Source organism: Catenulispora subtropica (assembly GCF_039531675.1).
GTDB classification, from domain to species: Bacteria; Actinomycetota; Actinomycetes; order Streptomycetales; family Catenulisporaceae; genus Catenulispora; species Catenulispora subtropica.
The window spans coordinates 1-25,608 of sequence record NZ_BAAAQM010000046.1; the positions used below are offsets into that span (position 1 = coordinate 1).

At 73.0% G+C, this 25,608-nt stretch carries 22 protein-coding genes and 2 pseudogenes; 10 read left to right on the top strand and 14 right to left on the bottom strand.

All coding sequences use genetic code 11. The annotated features are described in order from the left end of the window. Nucleotides 1-243: 243 nt before the first annotated feature. The 6 genes from ABD466_RS31575 (at nt 244) to ABD466_RS31600 (ending at nt 5,448) form a co-directional block, all read left to right on the top strand. The gene (locus ABD466_RS31575; protein WP_344660868.1) at nt 244-1,512 is read left to right on the top strand and encodes an ATP-binding protein; all 1,269 of its coding nucleotides are present in this window, start codon (nt 244-246) and stop codon (nt 1,510-1,512) included. 2 nt (nt 1,513-1,514) lie between these two features. Beyond that, the gene (locus ABD466_RS31580; RefSeq protein WP_344660869.1) at nt 1,515-1,925 is read left to right on the top strand and encodes a roadblock/LC7 domain-containing protein; all 411 of its coding nucleotides are present in this window, start codon (nt 1,515-1,517) and stop codon (nt 1,923-1,925) included. Further along, a complete protein-coding gene (locus ABD466_RS31585) occupies nt 1,922-2,269 on the top strand; it encodes a DUF742 domain-containing protein (protein WP_344660870.1) in 348 nt (115 codons plus the stop codon). The genes ABD466_RS31580 and ABD466_RS31585 overlap by 4 nt, the downstream gene beginning before the upstream one ends. Next, nucleotides 2,247-2,840 carry a GTP-binding protein gene (locus ABD466_RS31590; protein WP_344660871.1) on the top strand — a complete coding sequence of 198 codons (594 nt, stop codon included), beginning with the start codon at nt 2,247-2,249 and terminating at the stop codon, nt 2,838-2,840. The genes ABD466_RS31585 and ABD466_RS31590 overlap by 23 nt, the downstream gene beginning before the upstream one ends. A 47-nt stretch (nt 2,841-2,887) precedes the next feature. Then, nucleotides 2,888-4,045 carry a cytochrome P450 family protein gene (locus ABD466_RS31595; RefSeq protein ID WP_344660936.1) on the top strand — a complete coding sequence of 386 codons (1,158 nt, stop codon included), beginning with the start codon at nt 2,888-2,890 and terminating at the stop codon, nt 4,043-4,045. 158 nt (nt 4,046-4,203) lie between these two features. After that, nucleotides 4,204-5,448 carry a cytochrome P450 family protein gene (locus ABD466_RS31600; RefSeq protein WP_344660872.1) on the top strand — a complete coding sequence of 415 codons (1,245 nt, stop codon included), beginning with the start codon at nt 4,204-4,206 and terminating at the stop codon, nt 5,446-5,448. 72 nt (nt 5,449-5,520) lie between these two features. Here ABD466_RS31600 and ABD466_RS31605 read toward each other — a convergent pair whose 3' ends face one another. The 3 genes from ABD466_RS31605 to ABD466_RS31615 form a co-directional block, all read right to left on the bottom strand. After that, nucleotides 5,521-6,459 carry a hypothetical protein gene (locus ABD466_RS31605; RefSeq protein ID WP_344660873.1) on the bottom strand — a complete coding sequence of 313 codons (939 nt, stop codon included), beginning with the start codon at nt 6,457-6,459 and terminating at the stop codon, nt 5,521-5,523. Next, on the bottom strand, nt 6,452-7,906 hold the full coding sequence (locus ABD466_RS31610; protein WP_344660874.1) for a phenylacetate--CoA ligase family protein: 1,455 nt from the start codon (nt 7,904-7,906) through the stop codon (nt 6,452-6,454). Before ABD466_RS31610 ends, ABD466_RS31605 begins: the two co-directional genes overlap by 8 nt. A gap of 301 nt (nt 7,907-8,207) precedes the next feature. Beyond that, a complete protein-coding gene (locus ABD466_RS31615) occupies nt 8,208-8,600 on the bottom strand; it encodes a cupredoxin domain-containing protein (protein ID WP_344660875.1) in 393 nt (130 codons plus the stop codon). 548 nt (nt 8,601-9,148) lie between these two features. Here ABD466_RS31615 and ABD466_RS31620 point away from each other — a divergent pair. Together ABD466_RS31620 and ABD466_RS31625 are read left to right on the top strand one after the other, a co-directional pair. Further along, a pseudogene (locus ABD466_RS31620) lies at nt 9,149-10,048 on the top strand (PAC2 family protein); the annotation flags it as partial. A 190-nt stretch (nt 10,049-10,238) separates the two neighbouring features. After that, nucleotides 10,239-11,165, top strand: a complete 927-nt coding sequence (locus ABD466_RS31625) for a transglutaminase family protein (protein ID WP_344660877.1) — start codon at nt 10,239-10,241, stop codon at nt 11,163-11,165. A 34-nt stretch (nt 11,166-11,199) separates the two neighbouring features. Here ABD466_RS31625 and ABD466_RS31630 read toward each other — a convergent pair whose 3' ends face one another. Continuing rightward, entirely contained in the window at nt 11,200-11,835 is a 636-nt protein-coding gene (locus tag ABD466_RS31630; RefSeq protein ID WP_344660878.1) for a nitroreductase family protein, read from the bottom strand. A gap of 92 nt (nt 11,836-11,927) precedes the next feature. Between ABD466_RS31630 and ABD466_RS31635 the strand changes: the two genes are divergently transcribed. Beyond that, nucleotides 11,928-12,185, top strand: a complete 258-nt coding sequence (locus ABD466_RS31635) for an anti-sigma factor family protein (RefSeq protein ID WP_344660879.1) — start codon at nt 11,928-11,930, stop codon at nt 12,183-12,185. Nucleotides 12,186-12,252: 67 nt separating this feature from the next. Beyond that, nucleotides 12,253-13,353: a lactonase family protein gene (locus ABD466_RS31640; protein ID WP_344660880.1), complete on the top strand. Its 1,101-nt coding sequence runs from the start codon at nt 12,253-12,255 to the stop codon at nt 13,351-13,353. A gap of 67 nt (nt 13,354-13,420) precedes the next feature. Here ABD466_RS31640 and ABD466_RS31645 read toward each other — a convergent pair whose 3' ends face one another. The 10 genes and pseudogenes from ABD466_RS31645 to ABD466_RS31690 form a co-directional block, all read right to left on the bottom strand. Beyond that, nucleotides 13,421-14,101 carry an RNA polymerase sigma factor gene (locus ABD466_RS31645; RefSeq protein ID WP_344660881.1) on the bottom strand — a complete coding sequence of 227 codons (681 nt, stop codon included), beginning with the start codon at nt 14,099-14,101 and terminating at the stop codon, nt 13,421-13,423. Nucleotides 14,102-14,266: 165 nt separating this feature from the next. Then, nucleotides 14,267-15,250 (bottom strand): GH25 family lysozyme, encoded by a 984-nt coding sequence (locus ABD466_RS31650; protein ID WP_344660882.1) that lies wholly within the window; start codon nt 15,248-15,250, stop codon nt 14,267-14,269. Between the two features lie 17 nt (nt 15,251-15,267). Then, nucleotides 15,268-16,017, bottom strand: a complete 750-nt coding sequence (locus tag ABD466_RS31655; protein WP_344660883.1) for a lysozyme — start codon at nt 16,015-16,017, stop codon at nt 15,268-15,270. A 182-nt stretch (nt 16,018-16,199) separates the two neighbouring features. Then, entirely contained in the window at nt 16,200-17,486 is a 1,287-nt protein-coding gene (locus ABD466_RS31660) for an N-acetylglucosamine kinase (protein WP_344660884.1), read from the bottom strand. A gap of 660 nt (nt 17,487-18,146) precedes the next feature. Continuing rightward, on the bottom strand, nt 18,147-19,241 hold the full coding sequence (locus ABD466_RS31665) for an N-acetylglucosamine kinase (RefSeq protein WP_344660885.1): 1,095 nt from the start codon (nt 19,239-19,241) through the stop codon (nt 18,147-18,149). Between the two features lie 167 nt (nt 19,242-19,408). Next, the gene (locus ABD466_RS31670; RefSeq protein WP_344660886.1) at nt 19,409-21,475 is read right to left on the bottom strand and encodes an N-acetylmuramoyl-L-alanine amidase; all 2,067 of its coding nucleotides are present in this window, start codon (nt 21,473-21,475) and stop codon (nt 19,409-19,411) included. A 132-nt stretch (nt 21,476-21,607) separates the two neighbouring features. After that, the gene (locus ABD466_RS31675) at nt 21,608-22,720 is read right to left on the bottom strand and encodes an ABC transporter ATP-binding protein (RefSeq protein ID WP_425558802.1); all 1,113 of its coding nucleotides are present in this window, start codon (nt 22,718-22,720) and stop codon (nt 21,608-21,610) included. 83 nt (nt 22,721-22,803) lie between these two features. Beyond that, complete coding sequence (locus ABD466_RS31680; protein ID WP_344660887.1) at nt 22,804-23,787, bottom strand: ABC transporter ATP-binding protein; 984 nt, start codon at nt 23,785-23,787, stop codon at nt 22,804-22,806. Then, nucleotides 23,784-24,779, bottom strand: a complete 996-nt coding sequence (locus ABD466_RS31685) for an ABC transporter permease (RefSeq protein ID WP_425558803.1) — start codon at nt 24,777-24,779, stop codon at nt 23,784-23,786. The genes ABD466_RS31680 and ABD466_RS31685 overlap by 4 nt, the downstream gene beginning before the upstream one ends. Beyond that, nucleotides 24,689-25,549, bottom strand: a pseudogene (locus ABD466_RS31690) (ABC transporter permease); the annotation flags it as partial. The gene ABD466_RS31685 and the pseudogene ABD466_RS31690, both read right to left, overlap by 91 nt. Between the last annotated feature and the right edge of the window lie 59 nt (nt 25,550-25,608).

Sequence of the window (25,608 nt, forward strand, 5' to 3'; positions counted from 1 at the left end):
CCGGAGGGCCGCCAGAGGCATCGCGCCCCGCCCTTGGGCGCGAACGCGAAGCCACACCAACAGCAGCCAACTCGCCCGACTTCACTAGATCAAAATATCGAACGTTCCTCCGTCTGTTGTTTTCGCATCTCTGCGGTAGTGTCAGGCGCCGTAGTTCGCTCTCTGTGCGTCGGCGGTCACATCGGCGACAGAGTGCTCGCTGTGCTCCAAATGCTTCCTGCGTAGACCTGATTGAGAAGACGGATGAATCCTGATATAGCCCTGTGGTGCACGGCTGTCGCCCTTGTCGCGGCGATCGCAGTGGTCGGGTATCTGGTCCGCGGCACCCGGCGACTGCGGGTGCGGGTCGCCGGGTTGGAGGAAGCCTGCGCGGCCCGGGACGCCGCGGTGGCGCAGCTGGTGGCGGTCGGCCTTCCGGCGGCGTCCGACACGGTCGGCGACGCGCCCGCGCCGGTTCCGGCTCTCGCCGTGGCGCCGTCGCTCGGGGGGACGCTCTTCGCCCGGAACGTGAACGTTCTTGCGCAGCGTTACACCGCCGGCCTCCGCGGGCTCCAGCTCGAGGCGGCCGAAGCCGTGCGGAAGCGCGTGGAGGGGGAGGCGCATCAGACCACCGAGTCGGCCGTGCGGTCCTTCGCCGAGACCGTCGTCAGCCTCGGCGCGAACCTGAGCAAGGTCGTCACGGAGGGCATGCGGCGCCATCGCGGCGACGAGACCTTCGAGACGCTCACCCTCATCGACCACACCGTCCAGCAGATGATCCGTCAGGCCCAGTCCTACGTCGTCGTGTGCGGCGGTCTGCCCGGGCGGCGGTGGCCGGCCCAGTCGATGACCGACGTGGTGCGCGGCGCGATGGGGCGCATCCAGGACTACCAGCGGATCCGGCCGCGGGAACTCGGCCGGCAGGTGGTCGGCCAGGCCGTCGAGCCCGCCGTGCACGCGGTCGCCACCCTGTTGGACAACGCCGCCCGCTACTCGCCGCCCGGGTCCTTCGTCGACGTCACGTTCCAGGAGGGCCACCACGGCGTGACGATCATCGTCGACGACGCCGGCGTGGGCATGAACAGCGAGCAGCTGGACGCCGCGCGGCGGATCCTGTCCGGCCAGGAGCCGGTCGACCTGCACCGGCTCGGCCCGCATCCGAAGATCGGGTTCCCGACGGTGGCCGCGCTCAGCCGGCGCTACGGATTCCAGGCGTCCGTGGACGGGTCGGGCAGTCCCTTCGGCGGGACACGGGCGGCGCTGTTCATCCCCGAGGCGTTGCTCACCGCGGAGGTCGAGGCCGAGCCCGGCCCGGCGGCCGAGCCCGCGCCCGCCGAACCCGTCGAGGTGACCGGCACCGGCCTGCCGCGCCGCAAGCGCCACAGCGCCACCGCCGACACGCAGCCCCTCCCGCCGGTGTTGAGCACCACGCCCCCGCGGGCCAGCGTCGCGGCGGCGTGGCAGAGCGGTGCCCACAGTGCCGAACGCGCGGCCACGCCCGCCGACCCCGCAGACGCAGAAGGGACCCGATAGCCGTGAGCACCACCGCCCCGCCGGCTGACGCGAACAACAAGCTGACCTGGATGCTCAGCAGCCTGGACATCGAAGGGGTGCGCTACTCCGTCCTCATCTCCGGGGACGGACTGCGCATGGCGCACTCCGAGTCGATCACCCGTGACGAGGCCGACGCGTTCGCCGCCGCCGTCAGCGGGGTCCAGTCGCTGGGCAAGGCCCTGGCCGCGCTGTGCGGAGACGGAGACAACCGGCTGCGCCAGAACCTGATCGAGTACGACCAGGCGCTGGTGCTGGTGACCGCCGCGGGCCAGAACGCGATGCTGGGAGTGTGCGCCGAGCCCACGGCGGACGCGGGGCTGATCGTCCACCGGATGAACGACCTCGCCTCGCGCCTCGGCAACGAGCTCACCAGCGAGACCCGCCGGCCATGAGCCGGCCGCGGCGCGATCCCGGCCTGGTGCGCGCGTACGTCATGACCGGCGGCGTCGTGCGCCCCACCCGGGAGCTGGGGCTGGTGACCCTGCTGGTGGCGCAGGACGCGCCGGCCCAGGGCCTGGCCCCCGAACAGCGCCGGGTGCTGGGCGTGTGCAGCCGCAACGGCGCCCTGTCGGTCGCCGAGATCGCCGCCCACCTGGACCTGCCGCCGTCGGTCGTGATGATCCTGGCGTCCGCGCTGATGGACTCCGGACACCTCGCCGTCCCCGCCCAGAATGCTGACGTCCCCGATATCGACGTGCTGAAAGAGGTGCTCCGTGGGCTCCGCCAACTCGTCTGAGGTCGCCTATCTGCCCGGCACCGTCACCAGATCGGTGAAGCTCCTCGTCGCCGGCCCCTTCGGCGTGGGCAAGACCACCTTCGTCGGCAGCGTCTCGGAGATCAAGCCGCTGCGGACCGAGGAGACGATCACCGAGGCCAGCGTCGGCGTCGACGACCTGGCGGGGCTGCCCGCGAAGACCTCGACGACGGTGGCCATGGACTTCGGGCGCCGGACCTTCGGGGGCGTGGCGCTGTACCTGTTCGGCACCCCGGGCCAGCACCGGTTCCTGCCGATGTGGGACGAGCTGGCGCGCGGCGCGCTGGGCGCGCTGGTGCTCGTCGACACCCGGCGCCTGGACCACTCCGACGAGATCCTCAGCGCGGTCGAGAAGCGGGGGCTGCCCTACACGGTGGCCGTCAACGAGTTCGAAGGCGCGCGCCGCTACCCGCCGGAGGAGATCCGCGAGGCGCTGGACCTCGCCCCGACCACCCCCCTGACCGTCTGCGACGCCCGCGACCAGTCCTCGTCCGCCAAGGCGCTGATCGTGCTCGTCGAACACCTCACCAGCCGAAGGGATCTGCTCGCGTGACCACCGAGGCAGCCGCCGACGCCACCCCCGAGCTCTCGCGCGTCCCCATGTACACCCCGGAGTTCGCCGCCGACCCGCACGGCGCGTACGCGGAGATGCGACGCCGGCACGGATCGCTGGTCCCGGTCCTGCTGCACCCGGACGTGCCCGCCACGCTCGTGATCGGCTACCACACCGCCCTGAGGATCCTGCACGACCAGGAGCGCTTCCCCGCCGACCCCCGCCGGTGGGAGAAGGGCGTCGCCGACACCTGCCCCGTCAAGCCGATGATGGAGTGGCGGCCGAACGCGCTGCGCAGCTCCGGCGTCGAGCACGCCCGCTACCGCAAGGCGAACGTCCACAGTCTCGGCGGCGTCGACCTGCACGGCCTGCGCGCCGTGGTCCAGGACGTCGCGATCGGCCTGATCGACGACCTGTCCCGGGCCGGCGAGGCGGACCTGATCACGCAGTACGCGTACCCGCTCGCGTTCCAGGTCCTCAACACGCTGCTGGGGTGCCCGCCGGAGATCGGGCAGCGGGTCGCGACCGGGATGGCCAAGATCTTCGAGGGCGTCGACGCCGAGGCCGGCAACGCGATGCTCGCCGAGGCGCTGGCCGAACTGGTCCTCCTGAAGAAACAGCACCCTGCGAACGACGTCACCACCCGCCTGCTGCAGCACGAGTCGGAGCTGGACGTCCCGGAGATGGTGCACCAGCTCGCCACGCTCTACGGCGCGGGGATCGAGCCGCAGCAGAACCTGATCGCGAACGCCCTGCTGCTGATCCTCACCGACGAGCGCTTCTCCGGTGACGTCCTGGACGGGAACCTGACCGTGCGGGACGCCCTGGACGAGGTCCTGTATCAGGACCCGCCGATGGCCAACTACGCCATCTCCTATCCGCCGTACCCGGTGCAGATCGACGGGGTCTGGCTGCCCGCGGACCAGCCGGTCGTCATCAGCATGTCGGCGTGCAACAACGATCCGGCGATCGCCTCCGACCAGCGCGCCGGCAACCGGGCCCATCTCGCGTGGAGCGCCGGTCCGCACGCCTGCCCGGCGCAGTCGGCCGCGTACCTGATCGCGCAGGCCGCCGTCGACCAGATCCTCGACGCGCTGCCCGAGATGGAGCTCGCGGTGCCCGCCGACGAGCTGGTCTGGCGGCCCGGGCCGTTCGCCCGGGGACTGGCCGCGCTGCCGGTGATCGTGCCCGGCTCGCCGCGCTGAAGCCGCCGCAGCCGCCGTACCCGCTGAACCCGTTGAACCTGTCGATCACGCTGAACCCGCCGACCGTGCTCCTCGTTGGCAGTAGTTGTCCGCCCTCGTAGTTCGTCCACGTATTTGGTACACGTTCTTAGTACTCGTCCGCGATGGAAGGCTCCCGTATGGACCAGCACGTGCTCACTCTTGATCCGACCGGTGCGAACCGCCACACGGAGAGCGAATACCTGCGCACGCACGGCCCCGCGGCGCGCGTCGACCTGCTGGGCCAGCAGGTGTGGGCGGTCGCCGATCCCGGCGTCCTCAAGGCGCTCCTGATCGACCCGCGCGTGTCCAAGGACGCCGCGCAGCACTGGCCGAAGTTCCCCGACGAGATCGTCGGCAAGTGGCCGCTGGCCCTGTGGGTCGGCGTGAGCAACATGTTCACCGCCTACGGCTCCGACCACCGCAGGCTGCGCCGCCTGGTCAGCCCGGCCTTCGCCGCCCGCCGGGTCGCCGCCCTGGCGCCCCGGATCGAGGAGATGACCGAAGCCCTGCTCGACGCCGTGGCGGCCACCCCGCCCGGCGAGAGCGTCGATCTGCGCGAGCACCTCGCCGTCCCCCTGCCGATCCAGGTCATCAGCTCCCTGATGGGCTTGTCGCCGGCCGCCCAGCAGGACTTCCGCGGCCTGGTGGACGCCGTGTTCGACACCACCCTGTCCCCGGAGGAGGCCGGCGCCAACGCCGTGCGGCTCTACGAGGTCCTGGCCGGCCTCGTCGCCGAGAAGCGCGAGAACCCCGGCGACGACATGACCTCCCTGCTCATCGCCACCCGCGACGACCAGGACGACGAGGGCGACGGGTCGGCCCTCACCGAGCAGGAGCTGCTCGACACCCTGCTGCTGGTCATCTCCGCGGGCTACGAGACCACCGTGAACCTGATCGACCAGGGCGTCACCCTGCTGCTGACCCACCCCGAAGAGCGCGCCAAGCTCGACGAGGGCAAGGCCCAGTGGCTGGACGTCGTCGAGGAGACCCTCCGCTTCGAGTCGCCTGTGGCCCACCTTCCTCTGCGCTACGCGGTCGAGGACATCGAGCTGCCCGGCGGGGTGACCATCCACCAGGGCGACGCCATCCTCGCCTCCTACGCCGCCGTCGGCCGCCACCCCGACCTGCACGGCACGAGCGCCGATGTCTTCGACATCACCCGCTCCCTGAAGGACCACCTCGCCTTCGGCCACGGCGTCCACTTCTGCCTCGGCGCACAGCTCGCGCGGATGGAGGCGGAGACGGTGCTGCGCATGCTGTTCACCCGCTTCCCGGATCTGGCGTTCGCGCCGGAGGCGGAGCTGGTGCCGGTGGAGTCGCTGATCTCCAACGGGCATCAGCGGCTGCCGGTGATTCTGAGGCCCGCGGTGACAGCGAGCTGAGCCGCCTGAACGTCCTTCTCGGCGCTCCGCGGCACCGAGCGCCGAGAAGGACGTTCGTCGTATCCGGCTTCCTCAGTTGTTCACCGGCACCGGCTGACTGTGCGGAAGCCCGCGCACGACCTGCTCGGCGTCCAGGTCCGCCCGGAACTGCGCGGTGGTGCGCTCGGGACCGTAGTGCGCGCGCATCCACCGGTAGAGCAGGAAGGCCGGCGGGCCGAACCACGACTGCACCGGCACCACGATGTTCAGGCTGCCCCGGGTGAACGTGTGCAGGACCAGGGGCGTCAGGCTCGGTGCGGCGGCGCCGAAGACCACCACCAGGGGGAACACCAGGCGCATCGCTCTGGCGCCGTACGCCTTGTAGGCGGCGGCCGCGTACACGGCGAACGCCAGCAGGTCGCCGACCCCGATCGCCGCGTTGAACACGTCCCACCGCATCCCGATCGCGGCGTTGAGCGGGTGGCCCTGGAACCGGTCGGCGAGTTTGGGCGTCAGCGGCAGCACGGTGCTGAACGTGAAGTCGTAGACCGCCAGCGCGAGGGTGAACCAGGCGGCGTGCCGCAGGCGCATGCCGCCCTGGACGTACAGGTTCGACACGCACACCGCGGCGCCGAACACCACCAGGCCGACGCACACCCAGTACAGCTGCCATCCGGTCTGGGTGCCGAGCATCGTGCGCGCCACCCACAGGTTCGCGCCGAGCAGGACGCCGATCACGGTCCACGCGGCGCCGCGCGGCAGCACCGGCCGCAGGCCGATCGACAGCGCGCCGCCGAAGGTCAGGACCAGGAACGGGGTCAGGACCCAGTACGGCAGGCTCAGGTAGAACAGCGGGAGCACGACGATGAACGTCATCAGGATCGTGACGTCCCGGAGGTCGAACGTGCCGATCGCCGGCCGCTCCAGCCGGTAGCGGCGCAGGTAGGCGACCGCGGCGGCGGTGACGCCGAGCGAGGCGCAGATCGTGACGGCGAGCTGCAGCATGCTCTGGCGGACGAGCAGGTCAGACATGGTGCGGCTCCAGAGGGCGGGCCGGCGCCTCCGCGCCGGGGAACGTGGTCTCGGTGAGGTCCGCGCGGACCGCGCGCGGCGTCGCGTCCGGGGCGGCGATCTCGACGGCGCAGTCGATGCCCCGCTCCGCGAACTCCTCGGCCAGTCCGGCCGTGTCGGAGCCGAGGTCGTCGAGGACCGACCGGGGGACGCAGACCCGCAGCCGGCCGTCGTCGCCGGCCCAGGCGCGGAACCGGGCCGGCCAGGGGCGGGTCGGCAGGCCCTCGATCACCTCCAGGACGTCCCGCGTGGTGACCGGGCCGTCGGCGGTGCGGACCAGCAGCGAGGCCTTGCCCTGGATCGCCGACACCCCGGGGATGCCGGCCAGGCTGCACCGCGGGGTGTCCTCGGGCAGGCGCCGCACCAGGTCCCCGGTGTCGTACCGGAGCAGCGGCATGCAGTCCCGGTAGGGGAAGTAGGGCGTGACCACCATGCGCCCGAGCTCGCCGGGGGCGGCCGGGGCGTCCTCGTCCAGCCGCACCACCTCGACCAGGCCGACGTTCAGGTCGGGGTGCAGATGGCCGCGTTCGCAGCTGCGCCCGGACAGCGGCAGCACCTCGGTCATCGCGAAGGTGTCGGTGACCTCGGCGCCGAACGTCTCGCGCGCGCCGTCGGCCACGGCCGCCGACAGCAGCTCGCCGGCCACGTCGATGCGCCGCAGCGTGAAGTCCCGGGCGGACAGGCCCCGGGCCCGGGCCTCGGTGAGCAGTCCGGCCAGGTAGCTGGGATACGTCCCGAGGATGGTGGCGCCCTCCAGCAGCGCGTCCAGGCTCTGGCCGGCCGGCACCAGGCCGAGCACTCGGGTCCGGGCCCCGACGAGGCGGCAGACCTCGATGTCGTGCTGGACCGCGGCGGTCGCGCGGGAGCTGAGGTTCACCTGGAGCAGGTCGTCCGGGCTGATCTCGTGCCGCAGCAGGCCGGCCAGGGCCGCCAGCGCCGGCCACAGCCGCGCCTCGTAGACCGACAGCCAGATCTCGACCGGCTTGCCGGTGGTGCCGGTGGTGCGGGTGGACAGGTGCGGCCGCACGTCGTCGCAGACGAACTCGCGGGCGTACCGCACCAGCTCGTCCTTGGTGGTGACCGGGATCCGGTGCAGGGACGCCGGCTCGAAGCCCTTGATGTCGAGCGCTGAGACCTCGGCCTCGGCCAGGCGCCGCCGGTAGAACGGGGAGTGCCGGTCGAGCCGGCGCAGCGTCCGCCGGACGCCCTGGGTCTGGAAGTGCTCCCGCGCCTCGGGGTCGGCGAACGGGCCCTCCAGCAGTTCCCGGACGTCGTCGCCTGGCGCACCGAACTCGGCGAGCGTCGCGGCGGCGTCGGCGATCAGCTTCTCGATCACCTCCGGCCGGATGCGGCGCCCGGACACCATGGCCATCGCCATGCGGAACTGTCGGATACCGGTCTGGAACACCTGCGGGCCTCTCGATCAAGGAGCAGCGACGGTGGGTGGTGCGGGGCGCCGGGCCGTCAGTGTCCGCCGGCCCGGCGCCCCGCCTCTCCTGACCGCCCGGGCCCGGGTCAGCCGCCCGGGCTCAGGCGGCGCCGATCATCAGGAGCCACCGCCGCAGGCGGCGAAGAGCACGCCCGTGAGCGAGCCCATCGCGTACCGTGCGTGCTTGAAGGAGCACTTGAGGGACTTCATCTGCTGACCTCCTCCCGGTGTCTCGAAGCGGCGGGTCTCCCGGTCCGGCGCGGCCACGCCGGGCCGGGGGTCAGGAAGACGGCAGCACGACCACCGTCAGGTTCATCTCGGGATGCAGCGTGCAGGTCACGTGGTAAGTGCCGGGCGCACCCCAGGTCATGGTCTGGTAGGCGGTGCCGCGCGGCACGCTGACCACGTCCCGTGCCCCGAAGCGCGGCTCGCCGGCCTGGTCGGCGACCCGGGCGTCCCGGCCCGGGGCGACGACGTGCAGGAAGTCGGAGTCGTTGAACAGCTCCAGGGTGTCGCCGACGTGCAGCGTCACGGTGTCCCGGCTGAACGACTCCTGGCGCATCCCCACGAGGTTCGCACGGCCCGCCGGCGCGGCCGCCGGGTGCGCCAGTGCCGGCGCGGCGGCGCCGAGGACCAGCAGGGGGACGGCGAACAGGATTCTCGGGACGGCCACTGGTGCGCTCCTGGATCGGCTCTCGGCACACCGCGTCGTTGCGGTGCGGCACGTACCGGGCGTGGCCGCGCTCCGGATCCGCAGGCGCAGAGTCCTGCGTCGTCTCAACGGCGAGTGTGCGTCAAAGGTTCGAGGTAAGCAAGGAGCCCCTTACGCCGGCGGCCCGTCCGAACCGCGCTCGGCCGCCGTCAGGGCGGTTCCCCGCGGCGAACAGGCGCGGGATATCACCTACCCCGCTCCTCGGGGCGAAAGATATTCGAACCCTTATTCACCCCCGTCGGCGCGCGGCGCCCGGGACCGCCCCCGGGGCCGCCCGGGGCCTCCCCTTCCGGTGCCTGCGCCCTCGACCGACCGCATCTCACGGGCGGGAAGTAGGCTGGGGATGTGCACTGCGATTTCAGAACGGTCCGCGAAGAGCCTGCTTCGGGGTGGGGCTCCGGCTGCCGGGGGAGGGCCATGACCAGATACGACATCAGCCCGGAAGGGGTTCGGGGCGTCGGCGGGGCGGGCGTCCGAGGGGTGTTGGTCGAGGACGAGGGGGCTGGTCTGTGATCGAGCTGGACGGGATCCCGGAGCTCGCCGACCCGGTGATGGTGGCGGCGTTCGAGGGGTGGAACGACGCGGGGGAGGCGGCTTCCAACGCGGTGAAACACCTGGCCGAGGCCTATGCGGGCGGCGGGCGGGTGTTCGCGGCGCTGGACGGTGAGGACTACTACGACTACCAGGTGCACCGGCCGGTGCTGGCCGCGGTGGACGACGTGCGGCAGGTGATCTGGCCGACCACGCGGTTCTCGATCGTGCGGGCGCCCACCCGGCTGCTGCCCGGGGACGCGCACGAGGAGCCCCGGGACCTGGTCCTGGTGCACGGTGTCGAGCCGAACATGCGGTGGCGGTCGTTCTGCGAGGAGATCCTGGGCCTGGCGCGGGACCTGGGCGTGGGGCAGATCGTCACGCTCGGGGCGTATCTGGCCGATGTGCCGCACTCCCGCCCCACGCCGGTGACCGGCACCAGCGCCGACGAGGCGTACCAGGCGCTGTTCGACGTGGAGCCGCCCACCTACGAGGGACCGGTGGGCATCACCGGAGTCTTCCAGGAGGCGTGCCGCTACGCGGGCATCCCGCTGATGTCGTTCTGGGCCGCGGTGCCGCACTACGTGGCGCACCCGCCGGTGCCGAAGGCGACGCTGGCGCTGCTGCGGCGGCTGGAGGACGTGCTGGATCTGTCGGTGCCCACCAAGCGCCTGGCCGAGGAGGCCCAGGCCTGGGAGGCCGGCGTCGACGAGCTGGCCGAGAACGACGCCGAGGTCGGCGAGTACGTGCGCACACTGGAGGAGCAGCGCGACAACGAGGACGCCGCGGACCTGCCCGAGGCCAGTGGAGAGGCGATCGCGAGGGAGTTCGAGCGGTACCTGCGGAGGCAGGAGCGGCGGCGGGGGCCGGACGAGGGCTGAACGATTCGGAGCTGAAACGCGAACCGCCGACCGGCCTCGGGGCCGGTCGGCGGTTCGCGTCGCAGTGGTGTCAGGGTCCTGAAGCAGCCGAAATGTTGATATTCGCCGCCGAATTTTGGCAGCGTGGACGCCGTCGGCCCGGCAGCCCGCCGGCGTCCGGTGCCCATCGTCCACGGGGAGGGTCCGCATGCCCACGTTCCAGCTTTCGCCCGAAGAGTCGGCCTACTACCGCGCCCAGAGCTCGTTCTCCGATCCCGGCGCGCTCGCCGACCGCTACGAAGCCGACCTGTCCGCCGGGCCGGCCGACCCGGCCGCGCTGGCGCGCGCCGTCCGCGGCCTGCTCGTCCACCGTGCCGAGGGCGGCCTGTTCGGGCACGCCATCGCCGAGGACCGCCTCCGCGACGATGCCGAGACCCGGTACGCCGACGACATCCTGCGTCTCATCGTCGGCCGTGACGACGCCCCGCTGACCCGTCCGCGGCGGCCCGGCGACCGCTTCGTCGGCGTCTGCCGCGACTTCTCGCTGCTGCACTGCTCGATGCTGCGCCACGCGGGGATCCCGGCCCGGGTGCGGATCGGCTTCGCCGACTACTTCGGGCCGCTTCACGGCGACCACGTCGTCACCGAGTACTGGGACGCCGAGCGCGGCTGGCTGCTCGCCGACGCGCAGCTCGCCGATCCGGCGGTCGCCGCCGCGCACGGCGTCGACTTCGACCCGATGGACGTGCCCCGGGACCGCTTCCTCGTCGCGGGAGCCGCCTGGCGGGCCATCCGCTCCGGCGGGGCGGACCCGGACGCCTACGGGCACCAGGACAGCGTGCGGCCGCTGGTCGGGGCCTGGTTCGTGGCCGGGAGCGTGCGTCTGGACATGGCGGCGCTCAACAAGGTCGAGACGCTGCTGTGGGACGTCTGGGGCGCCGGGGCCGACAGCGACGAGGACTTCGCCGAGGACACCCGGGCGCTGTTCGACATGCCCGCCGAGCTGACCGCGGGCGAGGTGCCCTTCGACGCGGTGCGCAAGGTCTACGCGGACGACGAAGGACTGCGCGCGCCGAAGACGGTCCTGTCCCTCGCCCCGTTCAACGGCCCGGTCCAGGCCACGCTCCGCGGCTGACCGAAGCCGGTGCCGGACCTCCGATCCCGGCCGCCTACCACCGGTCCCAATGCAAGACCTCTGACACCGGCTGCCGCGGCGCCGGCTTGAAGGTGTCGCCGGTGTAGTAGGCGGTCGGGATCAGCACCGTCTGGAACACGTCGTCGGGCAGGCCCAGGATCGCGGCGACCTCTTCCTCGTAGGCCAGGTGCAGCGTCGTCCAGGCGGTGCCGAGCCCGCGGGCGCGCGCCGCCAGGCAGTAGCTCCACGCCGCCGGCAGGATCGAGCCCCACATCCCCGCCTGGTTCCCGGACGGCAGGCGGCCGGAGGCCACCCGCAGGCAGGGCAGCACCAGCACCGGGACGTCGCCCATCCGGTCGGCGAGGTACGCCACGCTGTCGTGCACCCGCTTCTGCACCCGGTTGCGCTCCGGGTCCTCGGAGAAGAGCCTGCCGGCAGCGCCCTGAGACTCCAGGTACGTCTCGCAGGACTTCCGGTACACCGCGCCGATCGCCGCCCGCTGCTCCGGGTCGGTGACCACGACCCACTGCCAGGCCTGGCGGTTGGAGCCGCTGGGGGCCTGCAGCGCGATCCGGACGCAGTCCTCGATGACCGTGCGCGGCACCTCCCGGTCCAGGTCGAGGCGCTTGCGGACGGTGCGGGTGGTGGTGAGCAGCTCGTCGGGGGTCACGCAAGGATCATGCCCGACGCGCCGGGCGCCCGCCACCGCGGCGCGTTTGTGATCCAATGGACCGTGCCGGAGTGTGAGGGAAGGCGGGAGCCATGGGCTGCGACGAGTTCGTCGAATCGGTCACCGTGTTCCTGGAAGGCGCGCTGCCGCCGGCTGACGAAGCGCGGTTCGTCGCACATCTGACCGAATGCGACGGTTGTGAGACCTATGTGGAGCAGTTCCGCCGCACCGTCGGAACCCTCGGCTCCCTCGGAGCACCCGGCGAACCCTCCGACGCCGTGTTGTCCGGTGAGGCGCGCGCCACGCTGATCGAGGCGTTCCGGACCACACCTCGTTCAGATCGTCTGTAACGCCTGGGCACTTCGCCGACACTGCCCCTCCGTCAAGGACCCGAGCACTTCTTCGGAGGGAATCGCAGTGAACACCAAGAACGCGTTGTCCCGGGCCGCCGTGGCGGCCGGGGCACTGAGCGCGGTGGCCGTGGCGGTACCGGCGCAGGCGGCGGACCACCAGGGGCCGGGCGCGTCGGGCGCGTCCCGCACCACCGTCTATGTGGAGACCAACGCCGCCGCGGGCAACGAGATCGTCGCCTACCACGGCGACGGGGCGCTCGTCGGGCGTTATCCGACCGGCGGCGCGGGCAACGGCGGCGGGCTGGGATCGCAGGGCGCGGTGACCGTCGCCGACGGCGGCCGCACGCTCTACGCCGTCAACGCGGGATCCGACACCGTCTCGGCCTTCTCCGTCGGGCCGTCCGGGGCGCTGCACCTGCTGGGCGCCACCGCCACGGGCAGCACGCCGGTCAGCGTCGCGGCGTCCGGCGACCGCGTCTACGTTCTGGGAGCCGACAGCGTCACCGCGTTCTGGCGGTTCGGCGGCGACCTGTACCGGATCGGCCGGCAGCCGTTGTCGGCGGGCACCGCCGGCGCGGCCGAGGTCGCCGTGACGCCGGACGGCGGCGCGTTGGTGGTGACCGAGAAGGGCTCCAGCACGATCGACGTGTTCGCGCTCGACTACTTCGGTGCGCCGGGTCCGGCGGCGAAGAGCGCGTCGGCCGGCCGGACGCCGTTCGGGTTCGCCTTCGGGCGCGGCGGCACGGCGGTGGTGTCGAACGTGGGCGGCGGGGCCGGCGCCAGCTCGGCCAGTGCCTACCAGGTGCGGCACGGCGCGCTGCGCACCACCACCGCCGCGCTGCCCGACGGGCAGACGGCGGCGTGCTGGGTCGCCGTCGGGGCCGACGGCCGGACCGCCTACGTCGAGAACGCCGGATCAGGCACCGTCTCCACCTACGCCGTCGGCGCCGACGGCGCTCTGCGGCTGCTGGACGCCACCGCCGCGGCCCCGGGCGGCCACGTCGGCGACGCCGCGGTCTCCGGGCGCGCGCTGTGGATCCTGGACAACGCGGGCGGGCGGATCGACGCCGTGGCGCTGGCCGCCGACGGCACGCCCGGCGCCGTGGGCGTCGTGGCGACCGGGCTCCCGGCGAGCTCGGCGGGGATGGCGGCGGTGACGCGGTAGGCGATCGCCGGACAGGACGGCGGCGCGGTGTGGCGGCCCGAGCCCCGCACCGCGCCGCTCTGTCTTCTCAAGCCGGTTGACAGGCCAAAGCCGGACTGCGCTCCGGAAGGGGATCGCCGAAGTACTCTTCCAACCGGGCCCGCACGGCCGCCCGCCCGCGATGCAGGATGACCCGCTGGTTGCCCGCCGAGATGCCCAGCATCGCGCAGACCTCCTCGGAGCTGTAACCCTCGACATCGCGCAGTGTCACCACGATCCGGTGCCGGTCCGGCAGGGCGGCCAGCGCGGCGCCGACGACGCGGCGCGCCTCGGCCCGCAGCATCGCCGTCTCAGGGAGCATCCAGGGCTGCGGCTTCTGCCCGGGATTCCAGTGCCCGGGATATGGGTCCGAGCCGGGCCGGAACCGAGACGGGTCCACCGTGGGGCCTTCGTCCTCCGGTAGCAGGCTGCTGAACGGCAGGGTGCGGCTCTCTTTCGCCCCGCGGTTCCTGGCGGTGTTGACCAAGATGCGGAACACCCAGGTCTTCAGCGACGAACGGCCCTCGAACCGGCCGACCCCCTGGATCACGCCGAGCCACGCCTCCTGCACGACCTCCTCGGCGGAGTGCGCGGTCGCCACGAAGGAGCGCGCCAGCCGGAGCATCGACGGGGACCACGCGTCCAGCACCAGCCGGAACGCGGCCTCGTCGCCGCCTCGCAGCCGGGCGGCGAGTTCGCCGTCGGGAGGCAGGCTGCTGTCATGGCCCACGGCGTCTCCTCATGGTCGTCCTCGGCGGTGCACCCGCTTCTCGAACCGTAGCCGCGCCGGTCGCCGGCGGAGATCGCCGAGCACGCTTCGTAAGGACTTCGTAAACGGCGGCGTCCCCGCCTCCGGGGGGTGGAGGCGGGGACGCGCGGAGGGCCGGTCAGGTGCTCAGCCGCGGGTGGCGAGGACCTGGAGTTGTGTGTAGGGACCGTTGAAGACGTCCTGGTCCCCGGGCTGCGAGCCGTGGTCGGCGTACTGCCAGAAGGTGTAGAAGCTCCAGCCGTTGGGCAGCGGGCCGCCGCCGGAGGCGACGTAGTTCGCGATCCACAGCGGGTCGTAGTTCGCGAAGCCGGGGTCCTCGCTGGTGCAGGTGTTCCACCAGTCGGTGGTCGTGTAGATCACCGGGTAGACGCCCGTGCGGTAGGCGTACTCGTTCACGAAGGACCAGATCCAGCTGGTCATCTGGGAGCGGCTCAGGCCGTAGCACTCCGACCCGTACGGGTTGTACTCGATGTCGAGCATGCCCGGGAGGGTCAGGCCGTCGCTGGACCAGCCGCCGCCGTGGTTGACGAAGTAGTCGGCCTGGGTCGCGCCGCCGGTGTCGTTGGGCGTCGCGAAGTGGTAGGCACCCCGGATCAGGCCCTGGTCGTAGGGCCCGACGTACTGGTTGTAGAAGTCCGGGTTGGTGTAGTAATTGCCCTCGCTCGCCTTCGCGTAGGAGAAGTCGATGTAGGGGGCGATGCTGGCCCAGTCCAAATTGCCCTGGTAGGCGCTGACGTCGATGCCCGGGAGCTGGGGCACCGAGGCCGGGGCCAGGGCCGGCGTGTCGGCGGCCGCCGGTTCGTGCGCCGCGACGGTCGAGCCCATCCAGTCCGACTCCGGGTGCGTCGCGGGCGTCGGGTGCACCGGGGTGGTGTCGTGGCCGGGGGAGACACGGACCAGCTGGCCGGAGACGGTTCGGGCCCAGCCGGGGTGCGGGTTGCCGTGCGCGGCCGCGCTGGCGGCCGGCGCCGCGGTGCCCGTGGGGGCGACCGTCGACGCCGAGCCGTGCGCGGCCGGAAGCAGCACCGCGGACGCGGTCGTGAGCGCCGACGCCAGCACGGCCGCGCGGCGCGACCGGTGCGCGGTCCGGGATCCGGATGCGAGGAGCATCAGGGTTCTCCTTCGCCCTAGCCGAGGGCCAGCGCCGACAGCCGGCTGGCGTCGCCGTTGAAGCGGTCCTGGTCGCCGGCCATGGAGCCGGAGTCGGCGTACTGCCAGAAGGTGTAGAAGCTCCAGCCGGCCGGCAGCGTGCCGGGGGTGCTGGAGTACTTGGCGATCCACAGCGGGTCGTTGCCGGCGAAGCCGCTGTAGTTGCCGGTGCAGGTCGACCACCAGTCGAGGGTGGTGTAGATGACCGCCCAGCGGCCGGTCTTGGCGTGGTACTCGTTGATGAACGAGGCGATCCAGCTGCGCATGCTGGACTGGCTCAGCCCGTAGCACTCGGCGCCGTAGGGGTTGTACTCGATGTCCAGCGCGCCCGGCAGGGTCTTGCCGTCGGCCGACCAGCCGCCGCCGTGGGCGACGAAGTAGTCGGCCTGGGTGGCGCCGCCGGTGGTGTTCGGGGTGGCGAAGTGGTACGCGCCGCGGATCAGGCCGGCGTTGTAGGCGCCGTTGTACTGCTGGGCGAAGTAGGGGTTGGTGTAGTACGTGCCCTCGGTCGCCTTCGAGTACGAGAACGACGCGCCCGCGGACTTGGTGGCGGACCAGTTGACATTGCCCTGGTGGGAGGACACGTCGTCGCCGATCAGGGTGCCGGAGGCCTGCGCCGTGGTGGGCAGCAGGGCCGCGGTGCCGGCGAGGGCGCCGACCGCGAGCGCGGTGATCGCCCGGCGCTTGACGCGGGAAACGCTGTGGCGGGCGGACGTGTTCTTGACCATGGAGCTCTCCTGTGGGGTAGGCCTGAGCGTGATGGTGGAGCCACGACATGGGTGCGGCGACGCCCGAACGCGCCGCGACCCGGTGCCGACGGCGGCCGTTCTTGTCAGGGTCCTGCCTCACCCCGGAAGCCGTCGGCGGCAGGAGTCACAGTAGCTCGAAAACAACAACAGTCAACGACTGTTTATGAGAATTTTGCTGACGGTCCGGGATCGCCGGTGAACGCCGCGTGGATCCGGGCCGCGGCCTGCTCGCCGAGCAGGTCCCGGGCGGCCAGCCAGGTGGCCCCGGCGGCGCCGTCGTGCGCCAGGCTGACCGGCGAGTCCGGCCAGCGCCGGCCCACCGCGGCGGCCACCGCGTCGAACACCGGCGACCGGCTGACCAGCACCGACCCGCCGAGCACCACCGGCTCCCCGGCCACCGGGCCGACCCCGGCCAGGCTGTCCACCAGCACCCGCGCCGCCTCCTCCACGATCCGCCGGGCCGCCGGGTCCCCGAGCTCGTACGCGGCCATCACCAGCGGCGCCAGCCGGGCCAGCGCCACCGTCGGCTGCGCCGTCACGGCGCGCACCAGTTCGGAGGCGCGGCGGCGGCCGCGCAGCGTGAACCCCTCGCCGATGGTGGCCGCCAGGGTGGTGGCGGGGGTGACGGTCCGGGGAACAGGGGCGGGCGGGTGCGTGGCCGATGGGGTGGACGAGGGCTGATGGGCGGGGCTCGGTGCGGGACCGCCGGCCGTGTCCGGGCCGGCGGTATCAGGGGCCGAGGGTGCGGTCGGGGCGGCCTCGGTCGCGGTCGCCGTCGCGCCCCGCCCGCCGAGCCCGGTCTCCGGCCGCGTGCGCCCGCTCGTGACCGATCCGGTCCGCCCGGTGGTCGGCGACGAGTCCGGGCCCGGCTCCGGGTCCAGCAGCGCCGCCAACACCGCTTTAGCGAGCTCGGCCATCGGCGCGCGGCCGTCGACGGCGGCGATGGTGGCCCGCGCGGCCTGGCGGCCGATCCAGAAGCCGGAGCCGTCGTCGCCGAGCAGCCAGCCGTAGCCGTCGCGGAACCGGGCGGGCAGGCGGTCGTGCATCCGGGCCGCCACTGCGCCGGTGCCGGAGACCAGCAGCGTGCCGTCGGCGTGCGGGGTCCCGGCGGCGAAGGAGACGGTCACGTCCGACACGATCCGCACCGGGCACGCCAGCCCGGCGTCGGCCCAGGCCTGCTCCAGCACTCGCGGCGCCTGCGGGTCGGCCATCAGGGTGCTGACACCGGCCAACCCCACCACGCACGCCTCGACCCGCTTCCCGGGCGTCTCCCCGAGCGCCGCCTTCAGCGCGGCCACGATGTTCGCGATCGCCGGCCCGGCCCCGAGCACGGTCGGATTCCCGCCCCCGGCCCGCCCCGACCCCAGTACGCGGCCGCCGGCGGTGGCGAGCACGGCGCGCGAGTGCGTGCCCCCGACGTCGAGCCCCACCACGCAGGCGTCGGCCATGGATGCGCCACCTCCCGGATCGCCCGCGGCGGGCACCCGGTGTGCCGCTGTGGCGTTGTGTGGGATCTTGCCAGAGTGCGCACCACAACTCAACGGCATCGCAGACCTTTGACGACCCCGCCTCGACCCGCGACACCCCCGGTGGGATCGGCACACCGCCGGTGGCGTGCGGGAACCGGCGCCCGCGGCGGTATCGTGCCCGCGATCTGGGTTGGTGTGGATTCTTGCGAACGGAGGTGGCGGGGAGGCGACGCCGGCGTGCGCAGGTCCGGTGCGGTCCGGCCTGGTCTGGGGGGTCTGGCGGGGTCTGGCGGGGTCCGGCGCCGTCCTGCCGAAGAGAACTGACCCGCTTCAGCAGCAGCCGCCGCAGCTGCCGGAGCTCATTCGGAGGGCCGTGGGCTCCGGTCGAGACCCGGCACGGTCAGCGCTTCGTGCCCGCCGAGAAGCGCCGCCGCGCTTCCAGGCGTCCAGCCCAGAGCTTCCTCAAGCGCGTAGCGCGCGCAGTCGCCGCCGCGGAAGCCCGTTCCCGCATCCTTGAAAGCCCTGATAGTCGCTGTGCTCGAACCCGCGGCCCGGGCGAGTCGGGGTCCTGACCAGCCCTTGGCCTCGCGCGCCTCCACCACAGCCTGAGCGAGCCGTGCCTTCGGATCGCTCACGCCGTCACTCGGCGGCCCCGGCGGCCAACCGCGCGTGCACCTTCGCGTCGATCCCCGGGTCCAGGACCCGGGCCGCCAGCCAGGCCGCGCCCACCGCGCCCGGCGCGGCGATCAGCGGTGTCCCGCCGTGGTGTTCGGCCAGGCGGCGCTGGACCTCGGCGCCGATGGGACCGGGGGCGGTGAGCAGGGAGCCGGCCAGGACCAGGGGTTCTTCGGGGCTGTCGCCGGTCAGGGCGGTGGCGGTGGCCATCAGGAGGCTGACCGAGCGGTCGACGATGCGCTGGGCGACGCGGTCGCCGGCGGTGGCGGCGGCGGAGACCAGGGGGGCGAGGGCGGCCAGGGCGATCGGGGGGCCGTCGTAGACGGCGTCGCGGAGGGCCGCTATCTGGTCCTCGGCGGTGTCGGGGACGGCGTCGTCGCCGGTGACGGTGGCCAGGACCGCCTCGGCCAGCAGGGTGGGCTCGCCGCGGCGGTCGAGGGCCGCGAACACGGCGCGCACCGCCTGCCGGCCGATCCAGAAACCGGACCCGTCGTCGCCGACCAGCCAGCCGTTGCCGTCGATGCGCGCGGTGACCTCCTCGCCCTCCACGCGGGCGGCGATGGCGCCGACGCCGGCGATCAGGACCGAGCCGCTGCGGCGCGGGGTGCCCGCGGCGAACGCCGTCACCGCGTCCGCCACCACCAGCACGGGACAGGTCAGGCCGGCGTCGACCCAGGTCTTGGCCAGCGCCTCGGCGCTCGGGCCGCGGGAGTAGCGCAGGATGCCGGCCGCGCCCACCACCACCCCGGCCACCGAGTCCGGGGCGACGTGCCCCAGGGCCTGCCGGACGGCGTCGCCCAGGTGCGCCACGGCGTCCGCGATCGGCAGCGCCGTCGGGTTCGCCAGCGCCGAGCGCCCGCGGCCCACGACCTCGCCGTCGACCGTCGCGACCATCGCCTCGACCAGCGTCGACCCGGCCTCCACGCCCAGCACGACGCCGGTGCGGGCCACCGCCCGCTCCGTGCGGTCGGCGGCGGCGCCGACACCGGCGCGCACGCGGGTCTCCGAGGACGGGGCGGCCGGAGCCGAAGCCGAGGCGGCGGCGGAAGGCGACGGCATGGATCCTCCTAGCGCGGGGCGCTTGAATGCCGGTGGTGGTCGGTGCCTGACATAGCTGTCACAAGGCAGTCTGTCATGGGATGCCGGGCGTGAGAACGGCCCCTGGCCAGCCCTGAGCGGGTGGACCGCTCCAGCGGCCCACCCGCGTCGCGTGCCTCAGCGCCCGGTCAGGACGTCGACGGCACCACGTCCACGTCGTCGGCGTTCACGAACGCCATCCGGTGGTTGTAGGTGATCAGGTAGAACTTCATGCCGCCCTGGAAGTCGGTCTGGTCCATGAACGCCGACCCGTCGATGTTGTACGCGTCGAACCAGTCGCTCGTCAGCGGCTTGCCGTCGGTGACGTACGCCTGCCCGGCGGCCAGCACGTATTTCGTCGCGATCCGCTGCGAGCGCGGGATCCCGCCGTACCAGTCCGTGAACGCCTTCGGATACGCCGCCGCCTCCGGGAACGAGGCGGTGTACACCGGCACCGACGTCTTCCCCGCCTTCGGCGTCACCGTCAGCGCCTTCACCGGCGCCGCGCTCGCCGGCCCGAACTGGTTGTGGAACCAAGCCTTGCGCCCGGCGAACCAGATCGCGATCCAGCCGCCCGGCGCCCGGTCCGCGACCACGAACTCCTGCCCGGCACCGGCCTGGTCGCCCCAGTCCGCGGCCCGCGTCGTCCCCGCCGAGCCGTCGGCGTGGATGTAGGGGTCGGCGATCAGCGGTGCGTCGTCATCGGGCGCGGTGCGCAGCCAGACGAAGTTCGTGGGCTGCTTCGGCATGGTGAGGTAGTAGCCGTCAGGGCACGGCCCGTTCAGATTCGGCCACTCCGCACCGTGGTACGGCCCCGGGAACGGCGTCAGGTCCTGGATGTTCTGGCATCCGGACACCGCCTGCTGGTTCAGCTGGAAGATCGGATTGACGGCCACGACGTTCGACGTCGGCGGCGCGTCCGGATGGATCGGGGCCCCGACCAGCGCCATGAAGTGCGACCAGTCCCAGTACGGTCCCGGATCCCAGTGCTGCGTCGCGATCCGCGCGTTGCTGCTGCCCGGGATGTTGTCGTGGCCGAGGATGTGCTGCCGGTCCAGCGGGATGTCGTACTTCGCCCCGAGGTACTTCACCAGCGCCGCCGTCGAGTGGTACATGGCCTCGCTGTACCAGGTGGCCCCGTCGATCGCGTAACCCTCCTGCTCGATGCCGATCGAGTGCTGGTAGAAGGACTCGTTCGCGCTGTCCCAGGCGATGTCCTTGGTCGGCATCATCTGCGTGACGTGGCCGTCCTCGCTGCGCACCTCGTAGTGCGCCGAGGCCTGATACGACGGGTCGTGGAACAGCCACAGGGTCCCGTCGTTGCTCTCCTCGTTGTCGTGCAGCGTGATGTAGCGGACGTCGGTCGTGGTCGGGTGGCTCGCCGGGTCGTGGTCCCCGTAGTTCGACTTGTCGTTGGGATCCAGCTGGAAGAAGCCGTTGGGGGAGTAGCTGCAGGAGATGTCGGCCGGGCACTCCGGTGCGGTCAGCTGCGACGGGTCGTGCACCGGGTCGGCCGGCGGCACCACGCTCACCAGGCCGAGGCGCTGCGCACCGTCGCCCTGGTCGTGGACCCACGGCTGGGACGGCAGCGACAGGGTCTGGCCGTCCTGGGTGGTGAGGGACTGGCCGCTGCGGATGGTGGCGTAGACGTCGTCGGCGAAGACCTGCGCCACCTTCGTCTCGGAGGCCTCCGAGTAGCGGGCGACCGCGACGGTCCACCCCGGCAGGTCGGCGGCCGGCGGCAGCACTCCGTGGTTGTACTGCTTCTCGTACGAGGCCAGCAGCGCCGCCCCGGCGCGGATGTTCTGCCCGTCGTCGGTCTCGGCGGTGGCGAGGTCCACCCCGGCCAGCGCCGCGGCCTTGGCGGCGGTGTGCAGCGCGGGGGCGTTCAGCAGGTCCGGAGCCCGGAACGGGGAGCCGAAGCCGGCCCGGTTCAGGTCGTCCTGCGTCAGGTTCGTGAGGTTCATCGGGCCGTAGCCGGCCGAGAAGCTGGGCTTGCCGCCGTGGGCCTCCCAGAGCGTCTCGTTGTAGGAGACGGACATCAGGATCGGCAGTGGGACGCCGAACTCGGCCGACGCGGCGGCGAACGCGGCCTGCCGGGTGGTGGGACCGGCGGCCGCCGCGGCGCTGTGGGCGGCGGGGCTGACGGCGGCGGTGGCCGCGACCAGCGCTGAGGCCACCACCGGTATCAGGGCTCTTCGTCGAGGTGAGCGCATCTGGGACTCCTTCGCGGGGTGAGGAGGGTGCGGTGCCGGGGTCGGGGCGGGTCGGCGCCGCGGTCGGGGATCCGGCCGCGGCGTCACGCTGATCAGGTGCCTCCAGCTGGGAGGTCCGGCAGGTACATCGAGTCAGGCGGCCGTGTCGGGCACGGCGACCGCGTGACACGCGGCGTGCCGGCCTTCGGCGGCCGGCGGCGCGGGATCCACCGTCCGGCAGCGGTCGGCGATGCCCAGCCGCTCGGCCTCGCCGGAGGCCAGCAGCGGGCAGCGCGGGTGGAAGCGGCAGCCGGCCGGGATCGCGGCGGAGTCGGGGGTCTCGCCGGACAGGATCACCGGCTCCGTCCCGGACTCGGCGACCACGGACAGCAGGGCCTTGGTGTACGGGTGCTTCGGATCGGTGAGCACCTCCTCGACCGTCCCGGTCTCCACGACGCGGCCCAGGTACATCACCGCGACCCGGTCGGCGATGTTCCACGCCAGCCCCAGATCGTGGGTGACCACCAGGGCTGACAGCCCGGCCGCGTCCCGCAGGTCCAGCAGCAGCTTCAGGATCTCGCCGCGGACCGAGGCGTCCAGGGAGGCCACCGGTTCGTCGGCGACCAGCACCTCCGGGTCCAGGACCAGCGCCCCGGCGATCACCACCCGCTGCCGCTGCCCGCCGGAGAGCTGGTGCGGATGCAGAGCCATGAACCGCTCCGGCGGACGCAGCCCGGCCCGCGACAGCGCGTCGGCGACCTTCGCCCGCTCGTCGCCGAACGCACCGAGCGCCGACTTCCCATGGATCCGCAGCCCCTCGGCCACGGCCTCGTAGACGGTCCGGCGCGGGTTCAGCGCCCCGGTCGGGTCCTGCAGCACCAGCTGCACACCCCGCCGGTAGGCCTTCAACGCCCGCGGCTTGTACGACACCGGCTCCCCGTCGTGCAGCACCTGCCCGGACGTCGGCACGACCAGCCCGGTCAGCGCCCGCGCCAGCGTCGACTTGCCGCATCCGGACTCGCCGACCAGCGCCACGATCTCACCGGGCGCGATGTCCAGGTCCACCCCGTCGACGGCCAGCGCACGCCCCCGGCCGTGCCGGGCCCGGAACGCGACGTGCAGACCGCGCACCGACAGGACCGGCGGCTCGGCGGAGGCGTCCGCGCCGGGCGACGGTTTCTCAGCCGTCGCCGGCTCGCCTCCCGGCGCGGGCCCGCCGTCCGCCGCCGGACCGCCGCCCTCCGGCGACGCCGGCTGCGACGGCACCGCGTCCTCGATGGCTGAATCCGTCCCTGTGACCTGCGCTTCCAAGGTCTCTTCCGTTTCTAGCTCCGGTCCGGAATCACGCGTCACGACGCCCCCCGCAGAGCGTCCATCCGGATGCACGCCGCCATCCGCTCCCCGTCCCCGCCCGCCGCGATCAGCGCCGGCTCCGCCTCCCGGCACGCGTCGACCGCGATCGGGCACCGTGGCGCGAAGGCGCAGCCCTCCGGCAGCTGCGCCGGGTCGGGCGGGTCGCCGGGAAGGCCGCGCGGGCCGCGGCGGGAGGCCGGGTCGCCGATCCGGGGGAAGGCCCCGGCCAGCGCGCGGCCGTACGGGTGCCGGGCGTCGGCGAACACCTGGCCGGCGGGGCCCTCCTCGGCGATGCGGCCGGCGTACATCACCGCCAGGCGGTCGCAGTGCTCGGCGAGGACCGCCAGGTCGTGGCTGATCATCAGCAGGCTGATGCCGTGCTCGGCCACCAGCTCGCCGATCAGGCGCAGGATCTGGGCCTGGATCATCACGTCCAGCGCGGTGGTCGGCTCGTCGGCCACGATCAGGCGCGGTGAGCAGGCCAGGGCCATCGCGATCATCACCCGCTGGCGCTGGCCGCCGGACAGCTCGTGCGGGTACGCCGCGGCGCGCGCGGCCACCAGCCCGACCTGGTCCAGCAGCTTCGCCACCCGGCGGTCGGCCTCGGCGCGCGTGGTCTTCTCGTGCAGCAGGATCGGCTCGGCGATCTGGTCGCCGACCCGGCGCACCGGGTTCAGCGAGTGCATCGCGCCCTGGAAGACGATCGAGGCGCGGGCCCAGCGCACCGCGCGCAGCCGCCCCCACCCCATCTCCTGCACGTCCTCGCCCTCCAGCAGGACGCGCCCGGTGACGGTCGCCGACTTCGGCAGCAGCCGCAGCACCGCGGCCGCCAGCGTCGACTTGCCGCAGCCGGACTCGCCGGCCAGGCCGAGCCGGCCGCCGGCGGGCAGCGCCAGGTCGACGCCGCGCACCGCCGGGACCCGCCCGCCGGCCCGGCGGTAGGAGACGTGCAGGTCTTCCACCCGCAGGACGTCGTTCACATCTGCTCCTGAAGCCGCGGGTTCAGCACCTGTTCCAGCGCCCGGCCGACGAGGGTGAACGCCAGCGCCACCGCCACGATCGCCGCGCCCGGCGGCAGCAGGATCCACCAGTCGTTCGCGCTGACCGCCCCGACCTGCCGGGCCAGCTGCAGCGTGGTGCCCCAGGAGACCTTCGTCGGGTCGCCCAGGCCCAGGAACGCCAGCGTGGCCTCGGCCAGGATCGCGCCGGACACCGTCAGCGTGGCCTGCGCCAGCATCAGGGGCATGACGTTGGGCAGGATGTGCCGGCGCATCACGTGCCAGTGCCCGCCGCCCAACGCCTTGGCCCGCTCGATGTAGGGCCGCGCCTCCACCGACAGCGTCTGCGCCCGCACCACGCGCGCCGTGGTCGGCCAGGACGTCACGCCGATCGCCACCACCACGGTGCCGACGCCCGGTTTCAGCACCGACGCCAGCGCCGTGGCCAGCACCAGCACCGGCAGCACCAGGAACCAGTCGGTGACGCGCATCAGCACCGTGCCCGGCCAGCCGCCGAAGTGCCCGGCCGTGACCCCGACCAGCGCGCCGATCCCGACCGCCAGCAGGGTGGCGAGCAGTCCCACGGTCAGCGAGATCCGCGCGCCCCAGATCGTCACGTCGACCATCGAGCGCCCGTAGCCGTCGGTGCCGAGCAGGAAGTCGCCGGACGGCGCCTGCCGCGGCATGCCCGGCGCGAACACGGCCGACAGGTCGTGCGGGGAGATGAACAGGGGGGCCGTCAGGGCCACCAGCGCGGTCAGCACCAGGAAGGCCAGGCCGGCCATCCCGGCGCGCATGCGGCGGAAGTCGGCGATCACGTGGTCCGCACTCTCGGGTCGAGGATCGGGTAGAGCAGCTCGGCCAGCAGGTTCATCACGATCACCGCCGCCGAGAAGAAGATGAACAGCCCTTCCAGCAGCGGAAGGTCCGGGACGGTCAGCGCCTCGTAGAACAGCGAGCCCAGACCCGGCCAGGAGAAGATGGTCTCGGCCAGGATCGAGCCGGACACCGCCGTCCCCAGGTTCAGGAACACCAGCGTGACGGCCGGCAGCATCGCGTTCGGCACCGCGTGCTTGCGGCGCACGTCGTCGTCGCGCAGCCCCTTCGCCCGCGCGGTGGTGAGGTAGTCGGCGCCGACCTCCTCCAGCAGCGTGGCCCGCATCGTCAGCAGGTACTGCGCGTACACCACGGCGACCAGCGTCAGGCACGGCAGCGCCAGGTGCCGCAGGTGGTCCCAGATCGTGGGGAACAGGCCGTGCACGTTCGCCCCGCTCATCCCGCCGGTCGGGAACATCCCCGGGATCGGCCCGACGCCGACGGCGAACACCACGATCAGGATCAGCCCGAGCCAGAACGTCGGCATCGACCACAGCACCAGCGCCACGCCGGTGTTCACCCGGTCCGAGCGGCTGCCGTGCCGCCACGCCGACCGCACGCCGATCCGCAGCCCCAGCAGCGCGGCGATCAGCGTCGCGGTGCCGACCAGGTACACCGTGGGCCACACGTGGCTGCCGATCAGACCGCTGACCGAGCTCTTGTACTGGTAGGACGTGCCCAGATCGCCGCGGGCCACCCGCGCGGCGTAGTCGGCGAACTGCGCGACCAGCGGCTTGTCGATGCCGAACTGGTGGCGCAGCGCCGCCAGCTGGTCGGCGTCCACTGGCCGGCCGCGGGTCATGGCCCGCACGGGGTCGCCGGGCACGATGCGGAACAGGAAGAAGCCGGTGAACACGACGGCGAGCATGCTCACCGCGGCCCCGCCGACCCGGCCGGCGGCGTACCGCAGCGGGATGGCGGGGCCGC

Excerpts from the sequence above, each read along its gene's own strand:
- ABD466_RS31650 (WP_344660882.1), bottom strand. The coding sequence starts at position 15,250 with ATGCTCCTCGCATCCGGATCCCGGACCGCGCACCGGTCGCGCCGCGCG.
- ABD466_RS31660 (WP_344660884.1), bottom strand. The coding sequence starts at position 17,486 with ATGGCCGACGCCTGCGTGGTGGGGCTCGACGTCGGGGGCACGCACTCG.
- ABD466_RS31605 (WP_344660873.1), bottom strand. The coding sequence starts at position 6,459 with ATGTCTGACCTGCTCGTCCGCCAGAGCATGCTGCAGCTCGCCGTCACG.
- ABD466_RS31655 (WP_344660883.1), bottom strand. The coding sequence starts at position 16,017 with ATGGTCAAGAACACGTCCGCCCGCCACAGCGTTTCCCGCGTCAAGCGC.
- ABD466_RS31575 (WP_344660868.1), top strand. The coding sequence starts at position 244 with ATGAATCCTGATATAGCCCTGTGGTGCACGGCTGTCGCCCTTGTCGCG.
- ABD466_RS31670 (WP_344660886.1), bottom strand. The coding sequence starts at position 21,475 with ATGCGCTCACCTCGACGAAGAGCCCTGATACCGGTGGTGGCCTCAGCG.
- ABD466_RS31600 (WP_344660872.1), top strand. The coding sequence starts at position 4,204 with ATGGACCAGCACGTGCTCACTCTTGATCCGACCGGTGCGAACCGCCAC.
- ABD466_RS31585 (WP_344660870.1), top strand. The coding sequence starts at position 1,922 with ATGAGCCGGCCGCGGCGCGATCCCGGCCTGGTGCGCGCGTACGTCATG.
- ABD466_RS31635 (WP_344660879.1), top strand. The coding sequence starts at position 11,928 with ATGGGCTGCGACGAGTTCGTCGAATCGGTCACCGTGTTCCTGGAAGGC.
- ABD466_RS31625 (WP_344660877.1), top strand. The coding sequence starts at position 10,239 with ATGCCCACGTTCCAGCTTTCGCCCGAAGAGTCGGCCTACTACCGCGCC.
- ABD466_RS31595 (WP_344660936.1), top strand. The coding sequence starts at position 2,888 with ATGTACACCCCGGAGTTCGCCGCCGACCCGCACGGCGCGTACGCGGAG.
- ABD466_RS31665 (WP_344660885.1), bottom strand. The coding sequence starts at position 19,241 with ATGCCGTCGCCTTCCGCCGCCGCCTCGGCTTCGGCTCCGGCCGCCCCG.